General features: G+C 73.0%; 16 protein-coding genes and 1 riboswitch. Of the genes, 7 read left to right on the top strand and 9 right to left on the bottom strand.

The genetic code is table 11. The features are described from left to right. Window positions 1-67: 67 nt before the first annotated feature. The 4 genes from FB157_RS14460 to FB157_RS14445 all read right to left on the bottom strand — a co-directional run bounded on the left by FB157_RS14460 (window position 68) and on the right by FB157_RS14445 (window position 5,704). Entirely contained in the window at window positions 68-835 is a 768-nt protein-coding gene (locus FB157_RS14460) for a hypothetical protein (RefSeq protein ID WP_145879633.1), read from the bottom strand. A gap of 155 nt (window positions 836-990) precedes the next feature. Continuing rightward, complete coding sequence (locus FB157_RS14455) at window positions 991-2,181, bottom strand: VWA domain-containing protein (RefSeq protein WP_145879631.1); 1,191 nt, start codon at window positions 2,179-2,181, stop codon at window positions 991-993. Beyond that, complete coding sequence (locus FB157_RS14450; RefSeq protein WP_145879629.1) at window positions 2,178-4,577, bottom strand: DUF5682 family protein; 2,400 nt, start codon at window positions 4,575-4,577, stop codon at window positions 2,178-2,180. Before FB157_RS14450 ends, FB157_RS14455 begins: the two co-directional genes overlap by 4 nt. Further along, window positions 4,574-5,704 (bottom strand): AAA family ATPase, encoded by a 1,131-nt coding sequence (locus FB157_RS14445; RefSeq protein ID WP_145879627.1) that lies wholly within the window; start codon window positions 5,702-5,704, stop codon window positions 4,574-4,576. The genes FB157_RS14450 and FB157_RS14445 overlap by 4 nt, the downstream gene beginning before the upstream one ends. A gap of 132 nt (window positions 5,705-5,836) precedes the next feature. Between FB157_RS14445 and FB157_RS14440 the strand changes: the two genes are divergently transcribed. Together FB157_RS14440 and FB157_RS14435 are read left to right on the top strand one after the other, a co-directional pair. Beyond that, window positions 5,837-7,198 (top strand): SWIM zinc finger domain-containing protein, encoded by a 1,362-nt coding sequence (locus FB157_RS14440; protein WP_145879625.1) that lies wholly within the window; start codon window positions 5,837-5,839, stop codon window positions 7,196-7,198. A gap of 40 nt (window positions 7,199-7,238) precedes the next feature. Next, window positions 7,239-8,909 carry a DUF5691 domain-containing protein gene (locus FB157_RS14435; RefSeq protein ID WP_145879623.1) on the top strand — a complete coding sequence of 557 codons (1,671 nt, stop codon included), beginning with the start codon at window positions 7,239-7,241 and terminating at the stop codon, window positions 8,907-8,909. On the opposite strand, the gene FB157_RS14430 is transcribed toward FB157_RS14435, so the two are convergent. After that, a complete protein-coding gene (locus tag FB157_RS14430) occupies window positions 8,885-9,307 on the bottom strand; it encodes a cobalamin B12-binding domain-containing protein (protein WP_145879621.1) in 423 nt (140 codons plus the stop codon). The two genes, FB157_RS14435 and FB157_RS14430, sit on opposite strands and share 25 nt — an antisense overlap. Before the next feature lie 225 nt (window positions 9,308-9,532). Here FB157_RS14430 and FB157_RS14425 point away from each other — a divergent pair, with 225 nt between their 5' ends. Together FB157_RS14425 and FB157_RS14420 are read left to right on the top strand one after the other, a co-directional pair. Beyond that, window positions 9,533-10,384 carry a triacylglycerol lipase gene (locus tag FB157_RS14425; protein ID WP_145879618.1) on the top strand — a complete coding sequence of 284 codons (852 nt, stop codon included), beginning with the start codon at window positions 9,533-9,535 and terminating at the stop codon, window positions 10,382-10,384. 252 nt (window positions 10,385-10,636) lie between these two features. Next, a complete protein-coding gene (locus tag FB157_RS14420) occupies window positions 10,637-12,127 on the top strand; it encodes a M23 family metallopeptidase (protein WP_145879616.1) in 1,491 nt (496 codons plus the stop codon). 49 nt (window positions 12,128-12,176) lie between these two features. Here the strand turns inward: FB157_RS14420 and pcrA are convergent, their stop codons facing one another. Next, window positions 12,177-14,669 (bottom strand): DNA helicase PcrA, encoded by a 2,493-nt coding sequence (gene pcrA / locus FB157_RS14415; RefSeq protein WP_145879615.1) that lies wholly within the window; start codon window positions 14,667-14,669, stop codon window positions 12,177-12,179. A gap of 263 nt (window positions 14,670-14,932) precedes the next feature. Next, a riboswitch (cyclic di-AMP (ydaO/yuaA leader) is annotated at window positions 14,933-15,106 on the top strand. A gap of 8 nt (window positions 15,107-15,114) precedes the next feature. Here pcrA and FB157_RS14410 point away from each other — a divergent pair. Together FB157_RS14410 and FB157_RS14405 are read left to right on the top strand one after the other, a co-directional pair. Then, on the top strand, window positions 15,115-16,293 hold the full coding sequence (locus tag FB157_RS14410; protein WP_145879613.1) for a C40 family peptidase: 1,179 nt from the start codon (window positions 15,115-15,117) through the stop codon (window positions 16,291-16,293). A 103-nt stretch (window positions 16,294-16,396) separates the two neighbouring features. Next, complete coding sequence (locus tag FB157_RS14405; protein WP_145879611.1) at window positions 16,397-17,368, top strand: tellurite resistance/C4-dicarboxylate transporter family protein; 972 nt, start codon at window positions 16,397-16,399, stop codon at window positions 17,366-17,368. Between the two features lie 3 nt (window positions 17,369-17,371). On the opposite strand, the gene FB157_RS14400 is transcribed toward FB157_RS14405, so the two are convergent. Next, window positions 17,372-17,725, bottom strand: a complete 354-nt coding sequence (locus FB157_RS14400; RefSeq protein WP_145879609.1) for a hypothetical protein — start codon at window positions 17,723-17,725, stop codon at window positions 17,372-17,374. A gap of 417 nt (window positions 17,726-18,142) precedes the next feature. Here FB157_RS14400 and FB157_RS14395 point away from each other — a divergent pair, with 417 nt between their 5' ends. Continuing rightward, entirely contained in the window at window positions 18,143-19,207 is a 1,065-nt protein-coding gene (locus FB157_RS14395) for a C40 family peptidase (protein WP_186581521.1), read from the top strand. 19 nt (window positions 19,208-19,226) lie between these two features. Here the strand turns inward: FB157_RS14395 and FB157_RS14390 are convergent, their stop codons facing one another. Next, entirely contained in the window at window positions 19,227-19,958 is a 732-nt protein-coding gene (locus FB157_RS14390; protein WP_145879605.1) for a response regulator transcription factor, read from the bottom strand. Next, window positions 19,955-21,247, bottom strand: a complete 1,293-nt coding sequence (locus FB157_RS14385; protein ID WP_145879603.1) for an ATP-binding protein — start codon at window positions 21,245-21,247, stop codon at window positions 19,955-19,957. Before FB157_RS14385 ends, FB157_RS14390 begins: the two co-directional genes overlap by 4 nt. Window positions 21,248-21,322: the final 75 nt, after the last annotated feature.

Here is a 21,322-nt window from a genome sequence, read left to right as displayed (position 1 = left end):
CGGCGGAGTGGGCAGACCTGTTCCGCCCCCGCGCGACAGGTCCGTGGCGGGGAGGTCGGCCCTTGGCCTAGCCGGGGAAGACCGGGATGTCCCGGTGCCGTTCCCGGGTCCCGGGCGCGTCGACGCGCGCGGTGGTGCCGGGCAGGAGCCGCAGGGGCGCCCGGCCGTCGAGGGCGACGGCGTACGCGTCACCGTGGCGGGACGCGGTGCCGACGGCCGCCTGCTTGCCGAGCACGCCGTCCGGGTCTCCGGTGGGCGCGGGCCGGGCGGGGGCGTCGACGGCCGCGGCGGCGCGGTGCACGGAGGTGTGCGCCGGGGTCCGGGGGGCTTGCGCCGGGAGCGCGGAGTCCGGTCCGTACGTGGCGGCCCGCGGCGGTGCGGAGACGGCGGTACGGGCCTCGGTGCGGGCTCGGTCCCCCTTGCCGGCCGCCGGTGCCGTGCTGTCGTGCCGCTCCGCCCCGGACCCCGGGGCGACCGGCGCCGGCAGCGGGTGCACGGGCGGCACGGAGACCTCCGGGACCGGTGGGACCGCGGGGAGCTTCGGCAGCGGCACGGGGGACGCGGCCGGCAGCGTGGGCGCCTGGGTCCGCGTCCCGTCGACGGCTCGGGAGGTCGTCCGCGCGACCTCCCGCACGGGGGTGACGACCCGTTCGGTGACGGTTCGTAGCGTGTCCTCGTGCCCGGTCACCGGGATCGCGGAGGCCACCGGAGTCACCGGCGTCCGCTCGGCCGCCTGGGCCTGCTCGCCGCAGAGAAACCCGAGCAGGAACAATCCGCCGACCAGCAGTGCCAGTTGCAGCGCACGCCGCCCGGCCGCCGTACGCAGCACGCGCACAGCGATACCGAACACAGTGGCTGGCAAGGTCAAGACGAGTGACTTCCGGTCGGCGCGGCGGGGGGTGGCGGCGGCTCGATCCTCGCACGGTCGGCCCGAGGTAGCGCAACCCCCCTGTTACCGATGGGTAGTCATGTCCCTTTTTCGGTCCGCCGTCATGCGGTGTCCGGTATGGGCAGCGGGCGTTTCTCGATCGCCGCCGCCATCACCTCGGGGAACAGGTCGGGCGTGCAGGCGAAGGCGGGTGCACCGAGCGCCCCGAGCGCGGCCGCATGCTCCCGGTCGTAGGCGGGCGCCCCCTCGTCCGACAGCGCGAGCAGCGCCACGAACTGCACTCCGGACGCCTTCATCGCCGCGACCCGCTTGAGCATCTCGTTGCGGATGCCGCCCTCGTAGAGGTCGCTGATCAGCACGACCACCGTCTCGGCCGGCCGGGTGATCTGCGACTGGCAGTAGGCGAGCGCCCGGTTGATGTCCGTACCGCCGCCGAGCTGGGTGCCGAAGAGGACGTCGACCGGGTCGTCCAGCTGGTCGGTGAGGTCCACGACAGCCGTGTCGAACACGACCAGCCGGGTGTTGATCGAGCGCATCGAGGCGAGCACCGCCCCGAACACGGACGCGTAGACCACGGACGCCGCCATCGAGCCCGACTGGTCGATGCAGAGGATGACCTCCTTCTTCACGGACTGTGCGGCCCGCCCGTATCCGATGAGCCGCTCCGGGACGATCGTGCGGTACTCGGGCAGGTAGTGCTTGAGATTGGCCGCGATGGTGCGGTTCCAGTCGATGTCGTGGTGGCGCGGCCGGCTGATGCGCGCGCTGCGGTCCAGGGCGCCGGTGAGGGTGGCCCGGGTCCGGGTGGCGAGGCGCTTCTCCAGGTCCTCGACCACCTTGCGCACGACCGCCCGTGCCGTCTCCTTCGTCGTCTCCGGCATCGCCTTGTTGAGCGAGAGCAGCGTGCCGACCAGGTGCACGTCGGCCTCCACGGCCTCCAGCATCTCCGGCTCCAGCAGCAGCGCGGCCAGCCCCAGCCGGTCGATGGCGTCGCGCTGCATGACCTGGACGACGGAGGACGGGAAGTACGTTCGGATGTCCCCGAGCCAGCGCGCCACGGACGGCGCCGAGGCCCCGAGCGCCGCCGAACGGTCCCGCCCCGTCTGCGGCCTGTCCCCCTTGCCGTACAGCGCGGTGAGCGTTCCGTCCATCGCCGCGTCCCGGCCGGACAGGGCGCATCCGGTGCCGTCGGCCTGGTCGCCGCCGAGCACCAGCCGCCAGCGCCGCAGCCGCTCGCGCGCGGGGTCCGCGTACTCGGCCGGTGCCCCGGCCGTCAACGGTTCGGTCGTCATGCGCCCACCCCCGCAAGACTGTTGTCGTGAGTTGCCGTGTGTTCCTGCTCCACGTCCAGGCCGAGCAGCAGCCGCACCACCGGCAGCACGGCGTCCGCGCGCCCGGTGTCCGGCTCGGCGGCGAAGCCGGGCGGTCCTGCCGCCGGGGCCGTCGGGCCGGCGGCCTCCCCGAGCCCGCGCCGCACCAGTTCGCCGAGGGTTCTGCGCACTCCGGTCTCGTACGCCGAGAACGTGCGCCGCAGCAGCGGCAGTACGTCCGTGAACGCCTCCGCCGAAACCCCGGTCAGCCAGGTGTCGACCAGGCCGAGCAGCCGCTCGTCGTGCACCAGCAGCATGCCGCCCCCGCCGCCGACGAAGCCCTCGATCCAGGCGGCCGCGTCGGCGGGCGGCGTCCCCGGCGAGAGCACCAGGCCCATCAGCCGGGCCGCCTCCTCGGGTTCCAGCTCGCCGTCGTCCAGCAGCAGCCGGACGGCCCGCCCCCGTACGACACCGGGCACGGTGTCCCGCAGGGCCAGGGCCCGCAGCACGGACCGCCAGCGGCCGCGCAGGTCCCCCCGGCCGCTGTCCGGGGTGCCGGTCAGGGTCTCCGCCAGGAGTCCCACGGCGCCGTGCACGGCGTCGACATGGCCGCGCATCTCCTCCGCCGCGTCCGCGTCCAGGGCGGTGCAGGCCGGCGGAAGGCCGACGAAGACCCGCTCGGCGAGGCCCGCCGCGACACCGGCCAGCGCGCCGGTGTCGGTGCCGCGCACATCGCCGTAGCGCAGCGAGCGGACCAGGGCGGGCAGCGCCTGGGCGAGGTGGCCGACGTCGGAGTCGAGGGCCGCCCGGTCGGCGAGCACCCGCATCACCACCGGCAGCGCGTCCGGCAGCCCGGCCAGCAGGCAGTGCTCGGCGAGCGCGGTGACCTCCGCGAGGGCTCCGGCGGTGGTCGCCTCCGCCTCTGCCCTGGCCGTGGCCGCGGCGAGCACGGTCGTCCCCCACACCCCCGCCTCGGCGACCCGCACCGACAGCTCCGGCTCCCAGCGCAGCCGCCAGGTCTCCCGGAAGGTGCCCGTGCTCCCCCGCGACCCGGTGGGCTCCCCCCAGCCGACGCCGAGCAGTCGCAGGCGGTGCAGCAGCCTGCCGCGGCCGGCGTCGGTCTCCTTGCGCAGGTCCAGCTCCAGCGCGCGCTCCAGTGCCTCCGGCTTGAGCCGCAGCCGGCGCTGCTCCCGGGCCAGGTCGCGCTGCAGCGGCACCGCGGGCGCCGCTTCCGGCACCTCCCCCAGTACGTCGCCGACCACCAGCCGGTCGTGCACCAGCGCCAGCGGTACGTCCGAGCCGTCGCACATCACCGCGCGCACGGCGTCGGTGGTCTCGCTCAGACCGGGCAGCGGACGGCCACGCACGGCCGCGAGCGTCCCGGTGAGCCGCACCGCCTCGATGACGTGCGCGGAGGACACGATCCGGTCCTCCTCGCGCAGCAGCCCCGCGACCTTGGTCAGCCACCGCTCGACCGGCCGGTCCGGCGCCCGGAACAGATGCCCGTACCAGCCCGGCGAGTCGATCCCGGCGCCGTACCCGCTCGACCGGGCCAGCCTGCGGTGCGTCCACGGCACCCAGGTCAGGTCCACCTTGACCTTGGGCAGCCCCTTCAGCAGCGCCCGGTCCGCGGTGACGGCGGTCTTCTCCCGCAGCGCGGGCACGTGCCACGCCCCGCACACCACGGCCACCGCGTCCCCGAACTCCCGGCGCGCGGCCCGCACCTGGAGTCTCATGTGGGCCTCCCGCACCAGGTCGCGGGGCCGCCCGCCGGCGCCGTGGCGCTCGCGCAGCGCCGTCATGGCCTCCTCCAGCGCGGCGAACGGCGCGAAGGGGTCCGACTGCCCCGGGCCCCGGTGCTCGACGACGTCCTCCCACCAGCGCTCGGGATCGTCGTACCCGGCAGCCTCGGCGAGCACGGCGAGGGGGTCGACGCGCAGGCCCCGCACCGCGCCCGGCCCGCCCTCGGTGTCCTCCTCGTCCTCGTCCTCCTCATCGTCGGACGACGTCTTCGGCCCGGTCTCCCATGCCAGCGTGTGAGTGGCGGGCAGGTCGATGAAGCGGGCCGGGACGCCCTGTTCGAGAGCCCAGCGGATCGCCACCCATTCGGGGCTGAACTCGGCCAGCGGCCAGAAGGCCGAGCGTCCGGGCTCGTCCACGGCGTGGCCGAGCAGGGCGACCGGCGGCCGCATGTCCGGGTCGGCGGCGAGCGGGATCAGCGCATCGGCCTCGGGCGGCCCCTCGATCAGCACGACACCGGGCCGGTCTGCCTCCAGGGCGGCCCGCACCGCGCGCGCGGAGCCGGGCCCGTGGTGCCGTACGCCGAGCAGCAGCGGCCCGGCGGCACGGACCTTGCCCCACGTGGAGTCGTCGCTCACACGCTCACCTCCCGGCAGGCCCGGTAGAAGTCCTTCCAGCCGTCGCGCTCGCGGACGACCGTCTCCAGGTACTCCTGCCAGATGACACGGTCGGCCGACGGGTCACGGACGACGGCGCCGAGGATGCCGGCGGCGACATCGCCCGGGCGCAGCACACCGTCACCGAAGTGGGCAGCCAGCGCGAGGCCGTTGGTGACGACGGAGATCGCCTCGGCGGTGGACAGCGTGCCGCTCGGCGACTTCAGCTTCGTCCGGCCGTCGGCGGTCGTCCCGTCCCGCAGCTCGCGGAAGACCGTCACGACCCGGTGGATCTCCTCGATGCCGTCGGGCACGGCCGGCAGGTCCAGGGAGCGGCCGATCTGCTCGACGCGGCGCGTGACGATGTCGACCTCGGCGTCGGCGCTCTCCGGCAGCGGCAGCACCACGGTGTTGAAGCGGCGGCGCAGAGCGCTGGAGAGGTCGTTGACACCGCGGTCGCGGTCGTTGGCGGTGGCGATGAGGTTGAAGCCGCGGACCGCCTGCACCTCCTGGCCCAGCTCCGGGACCGGCAGGGTCTTCTCGGACAGGATCGTGATCAGCGTGTCCTGCACGTCGGCGGGGATGCGGGTCAGCTCCTCCACACGGGCCGTCATCCCCTCGGACATGGCCCGCATGACGGGGCTGGGCACCAGGGCGTCGCGGCTGGGTCCGTGCGCGAGCAGCTGCGCGTAGTTCCAGCCGTAGCGGATCGCCTCCTCCGGCGTGCCCGCCGTGCCCTGCACCAGCAGGGTCGAGTCGCCACTGACGGCGGCCGCCAGGTGTTCCGACACCCAGGTCTTGGCCGTGCCGGGCACGCCGAGCAGCAGCAGCGCGCGATCGGTGGCGAGAGTGGTGACGGCGACCTCGACAAGGCGGCGCGGGCCCACGTACTTCGGTGTGATCACCGTGCCGTCCGGCAGGGTGCCGCCGAGCAGATAGGTCGCCACCGCCCACGGCGACAGTTTCCAGCGCTCCGGGCGCGGGCGGTCGTCCTGGGCTGCCAGCGCGGTGAGTTCGGCTGCGAAGGCGTGCTCGGCGTGCGGTCGCAACGCCTGCGGACCCTTGCTCCCGCTCGCTTCGACGGACGTCGGTTCCACGGACACAGTCATGGCTGAGGCCCCCTCCAGCTCGGCCGGTTCGGATCTGGCATCCACCGTGCACCACGCCACTGACAATCGCTCCGACCTGCACAAACGCGCTCGCAGGGCCGATTGTCAGTGGCGGGATCTACCGTCGGTGGCATGACTGAGCAGGGGGTGCGCTGGACCGCGGAGCAGGTGCTGGCACTGGCGCCTGACGCCGCGTCACGCAAGGCGGGAAGCAAGCTGGGCACGGCCGGACCGTGGTCCGGGTCGGGCGGTGGAGAGGGGACGGTGTGGGGGCTGTGCAAGGGGAGCGGCAGCAGGCCGTACCAGACGGTGGTGGACTTCGCGGACGCCACCGGGCCCGCGTACAAGTGCACTTGCCCGAGCCGGAAGTTCCCGTGCAAGCACGCGCTCGGGCTGCTTCTGCTGTGGGCGGAGGGGGACGGCGCGGTGCCGGCGGCGGCCGAGCCGCCGGAGTGGGCCGAGCAGTGGCTCTCGGGCAGACGCAAGCGCGCGGAGAGCAAACGGACGGAGGGCGGCGGGAGTTCCGCCCCCGGGTCCGCTGACCCGGGGGCGGCGAGGCGCCGGGCGGAGCGCCGGGCCGAGCGGGTCACGGCGGGCGCGACGGAGCTGGAGCAGCGCCTCGTGGACCTGCTGCGCGGCGGCCTGGCCTCGGCCGAACAGGCGGGATACGGGTTGTGGGACGAGACGGCGGCCCGCATGGTCGACGCGCAGGCCCCCGGACTCGCTTCTCGGGTAAGAGAGTTGGGGGCGGTGCCCGCCTCCGGTCCGGGCTGGCCCGCACGCCTGCTGGAGGAGTGCGCTCTGCTGCATCTCCTCGACCAGGGCTGGCTGCGCCGCGACCGGCTGCCGGACGCCCTCGCGGCGACGGTCCGCTCCCGGCTCGGCCTGCCCGCCTCGGCGGACGGCCCACCGGTGCGCGACCGCTGGCTGGTCCTCGCCCAGTACGACACGGTCGACCCGAAGCTGACGACGCGCCGGATCTGGCTCCACGGCGCCGAGTCGGGCCGCACCCGGCTGCTCCTCTCCTACGGCGCGGCCGGGCGGGCACCGGAACTGACCCTGCCCGTCGGTCTGGCAGTGGAGGCCGACCTGTCCGTGTTCCCCGGCGCCGGACAGCTGCGGGCGGCCCTGGGTGAGCAGCACGCCCCGCCCGCGCCCGTCGCACTGCGCCCGCCGGGCGTGAGCACGGCCGAGGCGGCGGCCCGCTACGGCGACGCCCTGCGCGAGGACCCGTGGCTGGAGTCGGTCCCGGTCACGCTGGACCGCGTCATACCGACGCCGGACACCGAAGCGGGCTCCTGGCAACTGGCCGACGCCGAGGCGGACTCGGCGCTCCCGCTCACCCCGTCCGCCCGCTCCCGCCCCGGCCTGTGGCGCCTGGCCGCCCTCTCCGGCGGCGCCCCCGTCAAGGTCTTCGGCGAGTGCGGCCATCGCGGCTTCACCCCGCTGACGGCCTGGCCCGAGGGCCCGGGCGCCCCCGTGACGCTGTGCTGACCTGCCCGGCCCCCCAGGGACACGAAGAGAAGGGAACGTGATGCACGCAACCTCGACCGCGACGGCCGGTCAGGCGCTGACCCCAGCCTCCTGGGAGGACCTCGTCACCACCGCCCTCCTCGGCACCGACCGGCGCCCCCCGGCGCAGGCCGTGCCCGGGCGGGAGGCACCCGTGGCCCTGCTGGACGCCGCCGCGCTGGCCACGCTGCGGCGGCGGGCGGGGCTGCGGCCCGGGCCGGCCGCGCCGCGGCCGGAGCCCGCTGCCGAGGACCGTCGTCCGCCGCTGCCCGCCGCCGCCGCGCGCAGGCTCGCCATGCTGCTGGCCGACCGTTCCGGCGGCGGGGGCGGTGGCAGGCGGGGCAGCGCACCGGATCTCATGGAGCTGCTTCCGCAGTGGCTCGCGGCTGCCAACGCCCACGGGTACGCGGCACCCCCGCAGGCGCTGCCCGCGCTGCTGGACGCCGCCCGGGGCCGTACGGACCTGCGGCCGGCGGCGCTGGCGTTCGCGGGGCCGCGGGCCCTGTGGCTGGCCCGGCTCAACCCGGACTGGCGGTTCGCCCTGCGCTCGGCACCGGGTGGCGGAGCGACGCTGCCCGGCCCCGAGGACACCGAAGCGGTGCAACGGCTGTGGCAGGAGGGCCTGTTCGCCGAGCGGGTCGCCCTGCTGTCAGCCCTGCGCGCCCGCACGCCCGGACCCGCCCGGGAGCTGCTGAGCGCGACCTGGGCGACGGAGCGGGCCGAGGACCGGCTGATGTTCCTCGACGCGCTGCGCACGGGCCTGTCCGCCGAGGACGAGCCGTTCCTCGAGCAGGCCCTGGGGGATCGCAGCCGCAACGTCCGGGCGACGGCGGCGGAGCTGCTGTCCGCGCTGCCGGGCTCGGCGCTCGCCGGGCGGATGGCAGTGCGGGCCACCGCCTGCGTGGCCGTCGACCACACGGGGAACAGGCCCGCGATCGTCGTGGAGGCGCCCCCCGAGTGCGACCCGGGCATGGAGCGGGACGGCGTGACGGCCAAGCCCCCCACAGGCCGGGGCGAACGGTCCTGGTGGCTGGGTCAGTTGGTGGAGGCGGCACCACTCGGCACCTGGCCCGGCCGGCTGGGCGGACGCACCCCGGAGCAGATCGTGGCGCTGCCGGTGGCCGACGGCTGGCAGGGCGAACTGCACGCGGCCTGGTGCCGGGCGGCGGTGCGGCAGCGGGACGCCGCGTGGTCGAGGGCGCTGCTCGGGGTGCCGTCGGCGCCGGAGGCCGGCGGGCCGGGGGCGGTGTCCCTGGGGGAGCGCGCGAAGCTGCTGGCCACGCTGGAGGACGGGGAGCGGGCCGAGTGGGTGGCGGGATTCATCGCGACCCACGGCCTGTCCGAGGCGTTCCAGCTGCTCGGGGTGTGCGACGTCCCCTGGGGCGCCCCGCTCGGCCGGGCCGTGGTGGACGCCCTCGACATCGCCCGGGACGCGGGCAGTTACCCCTGGAGCTTCAGCGGGGTGATGGGGCTGGCCGAGCGCTGCCTGGACCCGGCCGAGGCCGCCCGTCTGGACGGCCTGCTGGCGGTACCCGACGAGCGCGAGGACGCCTCGCCCGGCGCCGGGGGCTACTGGGCGGAGGCGTTCCAGCGGCTGGTGAGCACGCTGCGGTTGCGGGCGGCGATGGCCGCGGAGTTGAGCGGGGGCGGCCCGTCCGGCGTCAGGGCTCAGCCCCCGGACGCGGCCGGCTGACGCACGTTCTCCCGGACCCACTCCACGATCGTCGTGGTGGTCGCGCCGGGCGTGAAGATCGCCGCGACCCCCTTCTCCTTCAGCGGCGGGATGTCCTCCTCCGGGATGATGCCGCCGCCGAAGACGAGGATGTCCGCGGCGTCGCGCTCCTTGAGGAGGTCGATGACAGCCGCGAAGAGGGTGTTGTGGGCGCCCGAGAGGATGGACAGACCGATCGCGTCGGCGTCCTCCTGGATGGCGGTGTCGACGATCTGTTCCGGCGTCTGGTGAAGCCCGGTGTAGATCACCTCCATACCGGCGTCGCGCAGCGCCCGCGCGATGACCTTGGCCCCACGGTCGTGGCCGTCGAGCCCCGGCTTGGCGACCACCACGCGGATCGGACCGGCTGCCACACCCATCACTGCCTCCATCAAGCGACCACGGAAGCGGCCGCTTCCGTCCGTACCGACAAGTACCGCATATCTGGCACGTTCCGCCACCCGTCGGGAAGTGAACGAACGTTATCTCCAGCATCGCGCAACCGGCGGTTTTACGGTGCGCAGCGAGGGGGAAATCACACGGTGGGACATGAGGGCGCACGGGGGATCGAGTCGTCTCTCCGTGCGCCGACAGGAGGTCGGCCCATGAAGGTCACCGGGGTACTGCCACTCTTCCTCCCGCTCTACCGGCGCCTGTGGCCCGGCAGACTGGTCGAGCTGTCCATGGCCCTCCTCAAGGCGACCGCACTCGAGGCCGCGATCCTGGCCGGCCACCTGCTGCTGTATCCGACCGGCCTCACCCAGGAGCGCCGCTCCCCCGCGCTCCCCTGCGGGGACGGCGCCACACGGCTTCCCGGCCGGCCCGGACCGCCGGTCGTCCTGCTGCACGGCTTCATCGACAACCGCTCGGTCTTCGTCCTGCTGCGCCGCAACCTCGTCCGCAACGGCAGGCAGCGCGTCGAATCGCTCAACTACTCCCCGCTGACCTGCGACATTCGCACCGCCGCCGAGCTGCTGGGGCGGCACGTCGAGGAGATCTGCGAGCGCACGGGAAACAGCCAGGTCGACATCGTGGGACACAGCCTCGGCGGGCTGATCGCCCGCTATTACGTACAGTGCCTGAGCGGTGACCTGCGGGTACGTACCCTGGTCACGCTGGGCACCCCGCACTCCGGCACCCGGGCCGTACCGCTGGCCAGCGCCCATCCGATCGTGCGGCAGATGCGGCCCGGCTCGGAGGTGATCGAGGAGCTGACCCGGCCCGCACCGGGCTGCCGGACGCGGTTCGTCAGCTTCTGGAGCGACCTCGACTCGGTGATGGATCCGCTGGAGACGGCCTGCATCGACCACCCCGACCTGGACGCCCTGAACGTCCGGGTGACCGGGATCGGGCATCTCGCGCTGCCGGTGCACCCCGCGGTGGCGGCCGGGATACGCGACGCGCTCGACAACACCCTCCCCGAGGAACCGGTCAGCGACGGCCTGACGGTGGCCTGAGCGCGGCGGGACGGACGGCCGGGGCGACGGCATGGGCGCGGCACAGCCGGTGCACGGATGACGCACGGTCACCTGACATCGAACACTCTTCGAACACAAGGCCAAAGTCATGCCCGCCGTCCGCCAAAACACGGCTGATTGCCCGTTTCCGGCCAACGCGAAACCGGCCGAAGATTGTCGCGCCCGCGTACCGCCGGGTACAGTCGCCGCACTGCTCTGGCAGCCCCTGTTGTCGAGGCGAAAGAGAAGTTGGTGAACGACCGTCACCCGTCGGGGAGCATGACCACCCCGGCCCCGGCCTCCGACGCCTCCGCCGCGCATTACGCGCAGTACGGGGCACAGGAAGCCCAGTACGACGACCTCACCACGTACGGCGGCTACGACGCCACGGGTTTCACGGGCGGCACCACCGGCACCGGTTCCTTCGCCGTCGACCCGCTCTTCGGCGGCCTCCCGGGCAACGAGCAGCACACCGGCGCGTACGACACCACGCAGTGGCAGACCGGCACCGGCCAGTTCCTGAACTACGACCCGTACGCGGCCCAGCACCACGCGGCCTACGACTCGGGCGTGTACGACAACACCGCCTGGTCGGTCCCGGCGCAGGCCACCGGGAACGACATCAGCGGCCAGTGGGACGCGACCGCCTGGCTCCAGCCCGGCCAGCCCGCCGCCGACCCCACCCAGCAGTGGGAGTGGGGCACCCAGTCGTTCGAGACGGGCGCGTACGACGCCACGCAGTGGAACTCCGACGGCGCGGCCGCGCCGCACGAGCAGCTTGCCGAACCGTTCGACCAGCAGGCCACGGCCACGTTCGAGCACGTCGGCGAACCGTTCGACCAGCAGGTCACGGCCACGTTCGAGCACGTCGGCGAGTTCACCGAACTGCCTTCCGAGGACGGTGGGTCGGGCGACACGGGCGAGCTGTCCGCCGTACCGTCCCTGCTCGACGACCAGGAAGAGAGCACCCCGGCCCCGGCGACCCGCGCGGGCTCCCGCAGTGCGGCGCGTTCCCGGCGCCGTACGCCCCCCAAGCGCTCCGCGCTGCTGACCGTCGCCGTGCCCTCGGTCTGTGTGATGGGGGTCGCCGGGATCGCCGCCGCCTCCGTCGGCAGCCTGACCGACGACAACAAGGACACCACCGCCACCGCCTCGGACGCGCACGCGGTGAAACCGTCCGTCGCCAACAGCAAGCTGGACTCCCAGCTGCGTACCCTCTCCGCCGGCGCCGACGACTTCGCCGACCGGGCCAGCCGGACGCAGGAGCGCATCGACCTCAAGGCGCAGCAGGAACTCCAGCAGAAGAAGGCGGCCGCGGAGGCCGCGCTCAAGGAGCGGCTGCGTCCCAAGTTCGCCCTGCCGGTCACCCAGCACGGGCTCAGCGCCTACTTCGGCCAGGCCGGCGTGAACTGGATGTCCGTGCACACGGGCATCGACTTCCCGGTCTCGTACGGCACCACGGTCATGTCCGCCACCGACGGCGTCGTCTCCACGAAGTGGAACAGCGCCTACGGCAACATGCTGATCGTGACGGCGAAGGACGGCACGGAGACCTGGTACTGCCACCTCTCCAGCTACCGCGTCGCCTCCGGCACGACCGTCAAGGCCGGCGAACCGGTCGCCTACTCCGGCAACTCGGGCAACTCCACCGGACCGCACCTGCACTTCGAGGTACGCCCGGCGGGCGGGGCGGCCATAGACCCCCTGCCGTGGCTGCGCAGCCACGGTCTGGACCCGACCTGAGCCCGAGACGGACCGAGCCCCGCCGATCCGGCGGGGCTCACTCGTCTTTCTAGAGCTTCTCCACCGGCGCGTACCGCAGCAGCAGCCGCTTCGGCTTCCCGTCCCCGAAGTCGATCGTCGCCTGGGCCTTGTCCTCCACACCCGACACCGCGACGACCGTGCCGAGCCCGAACTGGTCGTGGGTGACCCGGTCGCCGACGGCCAGGGACACCGCCGGCCTGTCGGAGGCCCGCCGGGTGGCGAACCCGGACGCGCCCGCCGCCGAGGAGCGGGAGCGGGACGAGGACAGCGAGGCCGCGATCCCGGAGGCGGGCCCGGAGGACACCGGGGCGGCGGCTCCCGTCCGCTTCCACTCCACATGGGCGGACGGGATCTCCTCCAGGAAGCGGGAGGGCGGGTTGTACGACGGCTGGCCCCAGGCGCTGCGCAGCGTGGACCGGGTGAGGTAGAGCCGCTCCCGCGCGCGTGTGATGCCCACGTACGCCAGCCGCCGCTCCTCCTCCAGCTCCTTGGTCTGGCCGAGGGCGCGCATGTGCGGGAAGACGCCGTCCTCCATGCCGGTCAGGAAGACGACCGGGAACTCCAGGCCCTTGGCGGTGTGCAGGGTCATCAGGGTGATGACGCCGGAGCCTTCCTCGTCCTCGTCGGGGATCTGGTCGGAGTCGGCGACCAGCGCGACCTGCTCCAGGAAGTCGGAAAGCGCCACCGACTCGCCCTCGCCGCGATCCTGTTCGAACTCCAGGGCCACGGCGGCGAGTTCCTGGAGGTTCTCGATGCGGGTCTCGTCCTGCGGGTCGGTCGAGGCCTGCAACTCGGCCAGGTAGCCGGTGCGTTCGAGCACCGCCTCCAGGACGGTCGCCGGTCCGGCACCGGACTCCACGATCGTGCGCAGGTCCTCCATCAGCGTGTTGAACCGCTTGACCGCGTTGGTGGACCGCGCGGCCATGCCGTACGCCTCGTCCACGCGCTTCAGGGCCTGCGGGAAGCTGATCTTCTCGCGCTGGGAGAGGGCGTCGATCATCGCCTCGGCGCGCTCGCCGATGCCCCGCTTGGGGACGTTGAGGATGCGGCGCAGCGGCACCGAGTCCTCGGGGTTGGCGAGAACGCGCAGGTAGGCCAGGACGTCCCGGACCTCCTTGCGCTCGTAGAAGCGGACGCCGCCGACGACCTTGTAGGGCAGGCCGACGCGGATGAAGACCTCTTCGAAGACACGGGACTGGGCGTTGGTGCGGTAGAAGACGGCGACGTCACCGGACTTCGCCTGGCCCGCGTCCGTGAGGCGGTCTATCTCGTCGGCGACGAACTGGGCCTCGTCGTGCTCGGTGTCGGCGACGTAGCCGGTGATCCGGGCGCCCTGGCCGGCATTGGTCCACAGGTTCTTCGGGCGGCGGGACTCGTTGCGCTCGATGACCGCGTTGGCGGCGGACAGGATGGTCTGCGTGGAGCGGTAGTTCTGCTCCAGCAGGATCGTCGTCGCGTTCGGGTAATCCTCCTCGAACTGGAGGATGTTGCGGATGGTCGCGCCCCGGAAGGCGTAGATCGACTGGTCCGCGTCACCCACCACGCACAGTTCGGCGGGCGGGAGGTCGTACTCGTTCGGCGGGGTGTCGGCGTCCTCGGGGGCGTGCTCGCCCGTCCCGACCAGCTCGCGCACCAGCGCGTACTGGGCGTGGTTGGTGTCCTGGTACTCGTCGACCAGGACGTGCCGGAAGCGGCGGCGGTAGTGCTCGGCGACGTCCGGGAAAGCGCGCAGCAGGTTGACCGTCGTCATGATCAGGTCGTCGAAGTCGAGCGCGTTGGCCTCGCGCAACCGCGACTGGTAGAGCGCGTAGGCCTGGGCGAGGGTCTTCTCGAAGCCGTCGGCGGCCTGGGCGGCGAAGTCCTCCTCGTCGATCAGCTCGTTCTTGAGGTTGCTGATCTTGGCGCTGAAGGACTTGGGCGGGAAGCGCTTGGGGTCGAGGTCCAGGTCGCGGCAGACCAGGGCCATCAGGCGCTTGCTGTCGGCGGCGTCGTAGATGGAGAAGCTCGACGTGAAGCCGAGCTTCTTCGACTCGCGCCGCAGGATGCGTACGCACGCGCTGTGGAAGGTCATGACCCACATCGCGTTCGCACGCGGGCCGACGAGCTGCTCGACGCGCTCCTTCATCTCGCCCGCGGCCTTGTTGGTGAAGGTGATCGCGAGGATCTGGCCCGGGTGCACGTTCCGCTCGGCGAGCAGGTGGGCGATGCGGTGGGTGAGCACACGGGTCTTGCCGGAGCCTGCGCCGGCGACGATGAGCAGCGGGGAGCCGGCGTGCACGACAGCGGCGCGCTGGTTCTCGTTCAGCCCCTCCAGGAGCGCGGCCGCGTCGAGCGCGGGGCGGGGGGCGCCGTCGCGGTAGTGCACGTCCCGGTCCGGCGGCACATCGAACTTCCCGCCGAACAGATCGTCCGGAATCGGCTCCGGAGCGTGATCGTCCTCGGGCGGCGGCGGGGGCTCCTCCGCATGCCCGCGAGGGGCCTGGAGGTCCGCCAGGAAGCTGTCGTCAAAGAGGCTGCTCATCGCTCTCCGAGTCTAGGGTGCCGCACCGACAACCGGCCGCCGTCCCGGGAACATGGCCGGTTCGAAAGGAGCCGGTCCTTCACGCCCGGGACGGCCGAACAACCCCTCACGCAGCGGAATCACCTTGTGACACGGGAGCGATTCCACACTCAGGTCACGAAAATGTATCGGACATATCGTGCACCAACCTTCACACGAGACACACCAGTTGGCTAGGTTGCGGGGCGGGCCGCACGCCCCCTTCCGGCGAACGTCGCCGATCCGCGCGGCCCCCGCCGAGTCCGGCGCACCCCCCGTACGGTGCCCGGAGCCGGGGACCCACCGACCTTGGGGTGAATCGGCACACGTCCCGTCCCGGGACAGGAGCCGTAGGGCAAACCTTCCGAGCACGCGCCCGAACCCGACAGCTAACCCGGTAGGCGGCACATGGAAGGAGTCGCCTCCCTTGGCGTCGCACCGCAAGTCGCGCCCCGCGGGCTCACTCGGAGCAGGTTTCCGCACCCCAGTCCTCGCCACCGCCGCCCTCACCTCCGTGGCCGTGCTGTCCCAGACGGCCGACGCCGCTCCCCCGGCCGACGGAAAGCCGAGCCTGGAGGAGGTCGAGAAGAAGGTCGACGACCTCTACCGCCAGGCGGAGTCGGCGACCGAGAAGTACGACGCCGCCAAGGAGCAGACCACCAAGCAGCGCACCCACATCGACAGCCTGCGCGAGGAGGTCGCCCGGCGGACCGCCCGGATGAACAAGGCCCGTGAGGAGCTGGGCACGTTCGCCGCCGCCCAGTACCGGACCGGGGCAGCCACGCCGGACACCGCCACCTTCCTGCTCGCGGACAGCCCCCAGGACTACTTCGACCAGAGCCAGCTGATGAACCGGCTGACCACGCGGCAGAAGAGCGCCGTCGACGACTACGCCACCCAGCAGGCCGCGACCATGAAGAAGCGGCAGGAGGCCGCCAAGAGCCTCCAGACGCTGTCCGAGTCGCAGAACGAACTGCAGACGGCCAAGGCCACCGTCCAGAAGAAGCTCGCCTCCGCGCGCAGACTGCTGTCCCAGCTGACGGCCGAGGAGAAGGCCCGGCTGGCGGCGATCGAGCGGCAGAAGCAGGAGGAGGCCGCGCGCAAGGCCGCGGAGCTGGCCAAGCAGCAGGCGGCAGCGGCCAAGGAGCAGGCGCAGCAGGCGAGCGGCTCGTCCACCTCCGGAAGCTCCCCCACGTCCGGCGGCTCGTCCGGTTCCGGAGGCTCTTCGACGCCTTCCGGGACGTACACCACCAAGGCCGAGAAGGCGATCGCCTTCGCCCGCGCCCAGATCGGGAAGCCCTACGTGTGGGGCGCCACCGGACCCGGCTCGTACGACTGCTCCGGCCTCACGCAGGCCGCCTGGAAGGCCGCCGGCGTCTCGCTCCCGCGCACCACCTACGCGCAGGTCGACGTCGGCACCACGGTCTCCCTCGCGGACGCGAGGCCCGGCGACCTGATCTTCTTCTACGACGACATCAGCCACGTCGGCATCTACATAGGCAACGGCATGATGATCCACGCCCCCAAGCCGGGCGCGTACGTCCGCGAGGAGTCGATCTACTACGGCGGCGAATCGATCATCCACAGCGTGGTGCGCCCCGCCTGACCTCCTCCCTCCGACCGGCCCTGCCGTCCCCTTTTCGAGGTTTCGAGCGCCGCGCGCGCGTGGCCTGCGTTCCCCGCACGCGCGGCTGCCTAGCATCGGGCCCATGCCCGGCATCTCAGCTCTGCGTACGTGGTGGGCGGGGCGTCCGCCGGCGGCGGGTGCCGCCGTCATGGCGACCGGCATCAACTCGGTGGGCCTGCATCTGACGGGCGCAGAGACGGCGTCCTGGGTCTTCCTGTGGCTGGCCTGCCTGGCCTGGGTGGCGCTGGCCGCCGACTTCCTCGTACGGCTGGTGGCGCAGCCGGAGCGCTGGAGGGCCGAGGCGCACAGCCCGGGCTCGCTCACCGCCGTCGCCGCCACGGCCGTGCTCGGCACCCGGTTCTCCGCGCTGGGCCGGCAGACCCTGGCCGAGGCGGCGCTGGCGCTGGCCGTGGTGCTCTGGCCGGTGCTGCTGTACCTGGTCGTGCAGCACTGGGAGCGGGGCATGCCGGGAGCGGTGTTCCTGTCCTGCGTGGCCACACAGGGGCTTGCGGTACTGGCGGCCACGCTGGCCGCGGCGGAGACGACGGCCTGGCTCGCGCACGCCGCGCTGGTGCTGTTCTGGCTGGGCCTGGTGTTCTACGGCCTCGCCCTGCTGCGCTTCGATCCGCGACAGGTCATCGAGGGGGCCGGGGACCACTGGATCGCGGGCGGTGCGCTCGCCATCTCGGCGCTGACCGGGGCGAAGCTGCTCTCCGCCGACAGTGCACGGCTGTACCTGTGGAACGACGACGACCGCGGCGTGCTGCGGAACGTGACGGTGGCCCTGCTCTTCCTGGACCTGGCCTGGTACGTGGTCCTGCTGGCCGCCGAAGTGGCCCGGCCGCGGCTGCGCTACGACATGCGGCGCTGGGCGACGGTGTTCCCCCTGGGGATGACCGGGGCGGCCACGCTGTCGGTGGCGGCCGCCCTGGGCATCGGCCGGCTGACGGGGCCGGGGCGGGTGCTGATGTGGGTGGCGGTGGCGGCGTGGCTCGCGGTCGCGGCCGGCGCGGCCCTCACGGCGGCTCGCGCCGGGATCGGCGGACGGCGCTGAGCGTCACGTCCACAGCACGGCGATGAAGACGTTCGCCGTGGTCAGCAGGCCGACCAGCCCGAAGAGGCCCTTGTCCACCTGCTCCTCGTCGCGCTTCACGTACACCAGCCCGAGGATCACGATCAGCAGGGTGAGCTTCACGCCGATCTTGACGGTGTTGACGTGGTGGCCGTCGGCCTGGTTGAGGCCGACCAGGGCCACACCGGTGACCAGCATGGTGAACGCGCCGTGCAGCATCCCGGGGACGAAGCGGGCCGTGCCCCGGCCCATCGCCTTCATCTGGGTGAGGAAACCGCCGAGCAGCGCGGCGATGCCGATGATGTGCAGGCCGACGAAGAGATGGATGAGTACGTCCATGAGCCCGGAGCCTAATCAGGGACCCGACAGCGCTCTGTCACCGGGCCCGCCGGGAGCATCCGTGGAGCCTGCATATATGCGCCCCATAGCAGCACGCGACCACCGCATGCCCCACATTCCGCGCATCGGTCACCACGCTACGTGAACCCGACGACTCCAGACTTGCAATTCGACCACATGCGGTCATGCCGCGATCACTCGAAGCCAGTTACGCACTCCGCGTTACCAGCCCGTCACACCCGGGTTTAGCGTCCTCCCCCAGGTGACCGGCTCCCCACCGCCGCCCGGGCCAGGGGCGGCAGTCGGGCACCACCGCCGAGAAAGGTCCGGCGGCGGCCCGTTTCCCCTGTGCGGGCCGTCGCCGGACGCACCGCTCGTTCGGTCGCAGGAGTCCTACGGAAGGACGTGACGGTCCAGGTGGCAGCGCACCGCAAGCCCCGACAGCGCTCGCTCGGCGGGAACACGGCCCGGACGGCCGTCACCCTCGCCCTGGCGGGTGCGGCCACCGCGACGGCCTTCGACGGAACCGGCCACGCAGAGCCGCAGCTGACACCGACGCAGGTGAAGGCCAAGGTGGACAAGCTGTACCAGGAGGCGGAGACCGCCACCGAGAAGTACAACGGCGCCAAGGAGAAGGCGGACACGGCCCAGCGGCGGCTGAACTCGCTGCGGGACGAGACCGCCCGCAAGCAGGACAAGCTCAACGCGGCCCGGAACGCGCTGGGTTCGTACGCGGCGGCGCAGTACCGCGAGGGCGGGATCGACCCCGCCTGGCAGCTGGCCCTGTCCAGCGACCCCGACCGGTACCTGGACGGGGCCGCCTTCGCGGAACGGGCCGGCGACCGGCAGGCCGGAGCGGTGGCGCGGGTGCGCGAACAGCTGCGGGAGATCGAGCAGTTGCGCGGTGCCGCGCGGACCGATCTGAACGCGCTGCGGTCACGGCAGGCGGAGCTGAAGCGGCAGAAGAAGACCATCACCGGGAAACTGGCCCAGGCGCGCGAGCTGCTGGCCGGGCTCACTCCGGCACAGCGGGCGCAGGTCACCGGCGACGGCACCGCGGCGGGGCACGCCTCGCGCTCGGCCCCGAACGCCCGGCCCGACCTGGAGCCGACGGGCTCCCCCGCCGCCCCCGGCTCCCGCGCGGCGGCGGCCGTCGCCTACGCCTACCAGAAACTCGGCAGCCCCTATGTGTGGGGCGCGACCGGCCCGGACGCCTTCGACTGCTCGGGCCTGGTCCAGGCCGCCTACCGCTCCGCCGGTGTCTCCCTGCCCCGCACCACCTACGCCCAGATCAACGCGGGCCGGCGGGTCTCCCGCTCGGAACTCCAGCCCGGTGACCTGGTGTTCTTCTACTCCGGCATCAGCCACGTGGGTCTCTACATCGGCAACGGCCAGATGATCCACGCCCCGAACCCCTCGGCACCGGTCCGGGTGGCCCCGATCGACCAGATGCCGTTCGCGGGGGCCACCCGGGTGGCGTGAGGGCGGCTGCCCGGCAGGGTCAGACCAGGCGGCGGGCCGTGGCCCAGCGGGTCAGCTCGTGGCGGTTGGACAGCTGGAGCTTGCGCAGGACCGCCGAGACATGGGACTCGACCGTCTTCACCGAGATGAACAGCTGCTTGGCGATCTCCTTGTAGGCGTAGCCCCGGGCGATCAGGCGCAGCACCTCCCGCTCACGCTGGGTGAGGCGGTCCAGGTCCTCGTCGACCGGCGGGGCGTCGGTGGAGGCGAAGGCGTCCAGGACGAACCCGGCCAGGCGCGGGGAGAAGACGGCGTCCCCCTCCTGGACCCGGAAGATCGAGTCGACCAGGTCGGTGCCGGTGATGGTCTTGGTGACATAGCCGCGGGCACCGCCGCGGATCACACCGATGACGTCCTCGGCGGCGTCCGACACGGACAGTGCGAGGAAGCGCACCGGCTGCTCGGCGTCCGCCATCAACCCGGCGCACCGGCGCAGCACTTCGACCCCGCCGCCGCCCGGCAGGTGGACGTCGAGGAGGACCACCTCGGGCCGGGTCGCGGTGATGACCGTGACCGCCTGGTCGACGTCGGCGGCCTCGCCGACCACCTCCACGCCGGTCTCGGCGGTCTGACCGATCTCGGCCTGCACCCCGGTGCGGAACATGCGGTGGTCGTCGACGAGCACCACGCGCACATGCCGCTCCCCGGCGGGGCCGGACCCGGCCGGCTCCGCCGCCCCCGCCGTACCGTTCGCCTCGGTCGCGTCGCTCATGACGTCTTCTCCGCCCTCTCCATCTCCAGCTCGACCTCCGTGCCGCCGCCCGGCACCGCCCGCAGCCGGGCCGTGCCGCCGTTGCGTTCCATACGGCCGATGATCGATTCTCTAACGCCCATGCGGTCGGCGGGTATCGAGTCGAGGTCGAAGCCCGGGCCGCGGTCACGGACGGACACGAAGACCGTCCTTCCCTCGACTTCGGCATAGACCTGCACGGCACCGCCGTCGCCACCGTACTTGGCGGCGTTGACCATGGCTTCGCGCGCGGCCTGCATCTGTGCGGCGGTCCTCTCGTCCAGCCGGCAGTCGCCGACCACGACCACCTCGATGGGCACGCCGTGCTTGTCCTCGACCTCGGCCGCGCTGCGCCGCACCGCCTCGGCGACCGTGTCCGGCTCGTCGGCCTCGTCCTTGCCGGTGCCCTCCGGCTTGTACAGCCAGGTGCGCAGGTCCCGCTCCTGGGCGCGGGCGAGGCGCCGGACCTCGCCCGCGTTGTCGGCGTTGCGCTGGATCAGGGTGAGGGTGTGCAGCACGGAGTCGTGGACGTGGGCCGCGACCTCCGCGCGCTCCTGGGCGCGGATGCGCATCAGGCGTTCCTCGGACAGGTCCTGGGTCATGCGGACCAGGTAGGGGCCGGCGAGCAGCGTGATGCCGACGAGGACGACGAGTGCGGCCTGGAGGACCGCGCCGAGGTGGGCGGCCGAGCCCTGCATGACGAAGATGGCGGAGACGCCTGCGGTGACCAGCAGGACACCGGCGCCCGCGCGCAGCAGGGTGAGGGTGCGGCGCCGGCTGCCGACCTCGACCCAGCGGGCCCTGCGGGCGTTGTCCGCCTGGCGCCAGACGAGGGCGACACCGGCCGCGACCAGGACGGAGGGCAGCAGATACGCCTTGGCCGCGCTGGTCAGGTTGATACTGCCGACGAAGACCATGGACACGATGACCATGAGGAGCAGGGCGACGATCTGGCCCTTGTCCGGCTTGCGGGCCAGCAGTCTGCGGCGGCCCTCCGGCGAGGTCGCGGTGCCCGCCGGCGGCTGCGGCTTCTGGTCGCCGACGCCGCCGACGCCGAGCGGCACGAAGAACCAGAACGCGGCGTACAGCAGCGCGCCGAGTCCGTTCGCCATGAACAGGCCGACGAAGGCGAGCCGGACCCAGATCACGGGCAGCCCGAGGTGCCCGGCGAGGCCCCGCGCCACTCCGCCGAGCCAGCGTCCGTCGCTGCTGCGGTAGAGCTTGCGCGGCGGCCGCGGGTCGTCGAGGGGCAGGGCTGCGGCTTCCGGCATGCCATCGATGGTCACATGGCCGTGGGCGCGGAGCATCAGGGTCTGCCCCCTAGACTCCCCTGATCTTCGAGCCGG

This window comes from Streptomyces sp. BK340 (assembly GCF_007827595.1).
Lineage (GTDB): Bacteria > Actinomycetota > Actinomycetes > Streptomycetales > Streptomycetaceae > Streptomyces.
The sequence above is the reverse complement of the archived record's forward strand: the minus strand, read 5'-3'. Positions and strand labels throughout refer to the sequence as shown.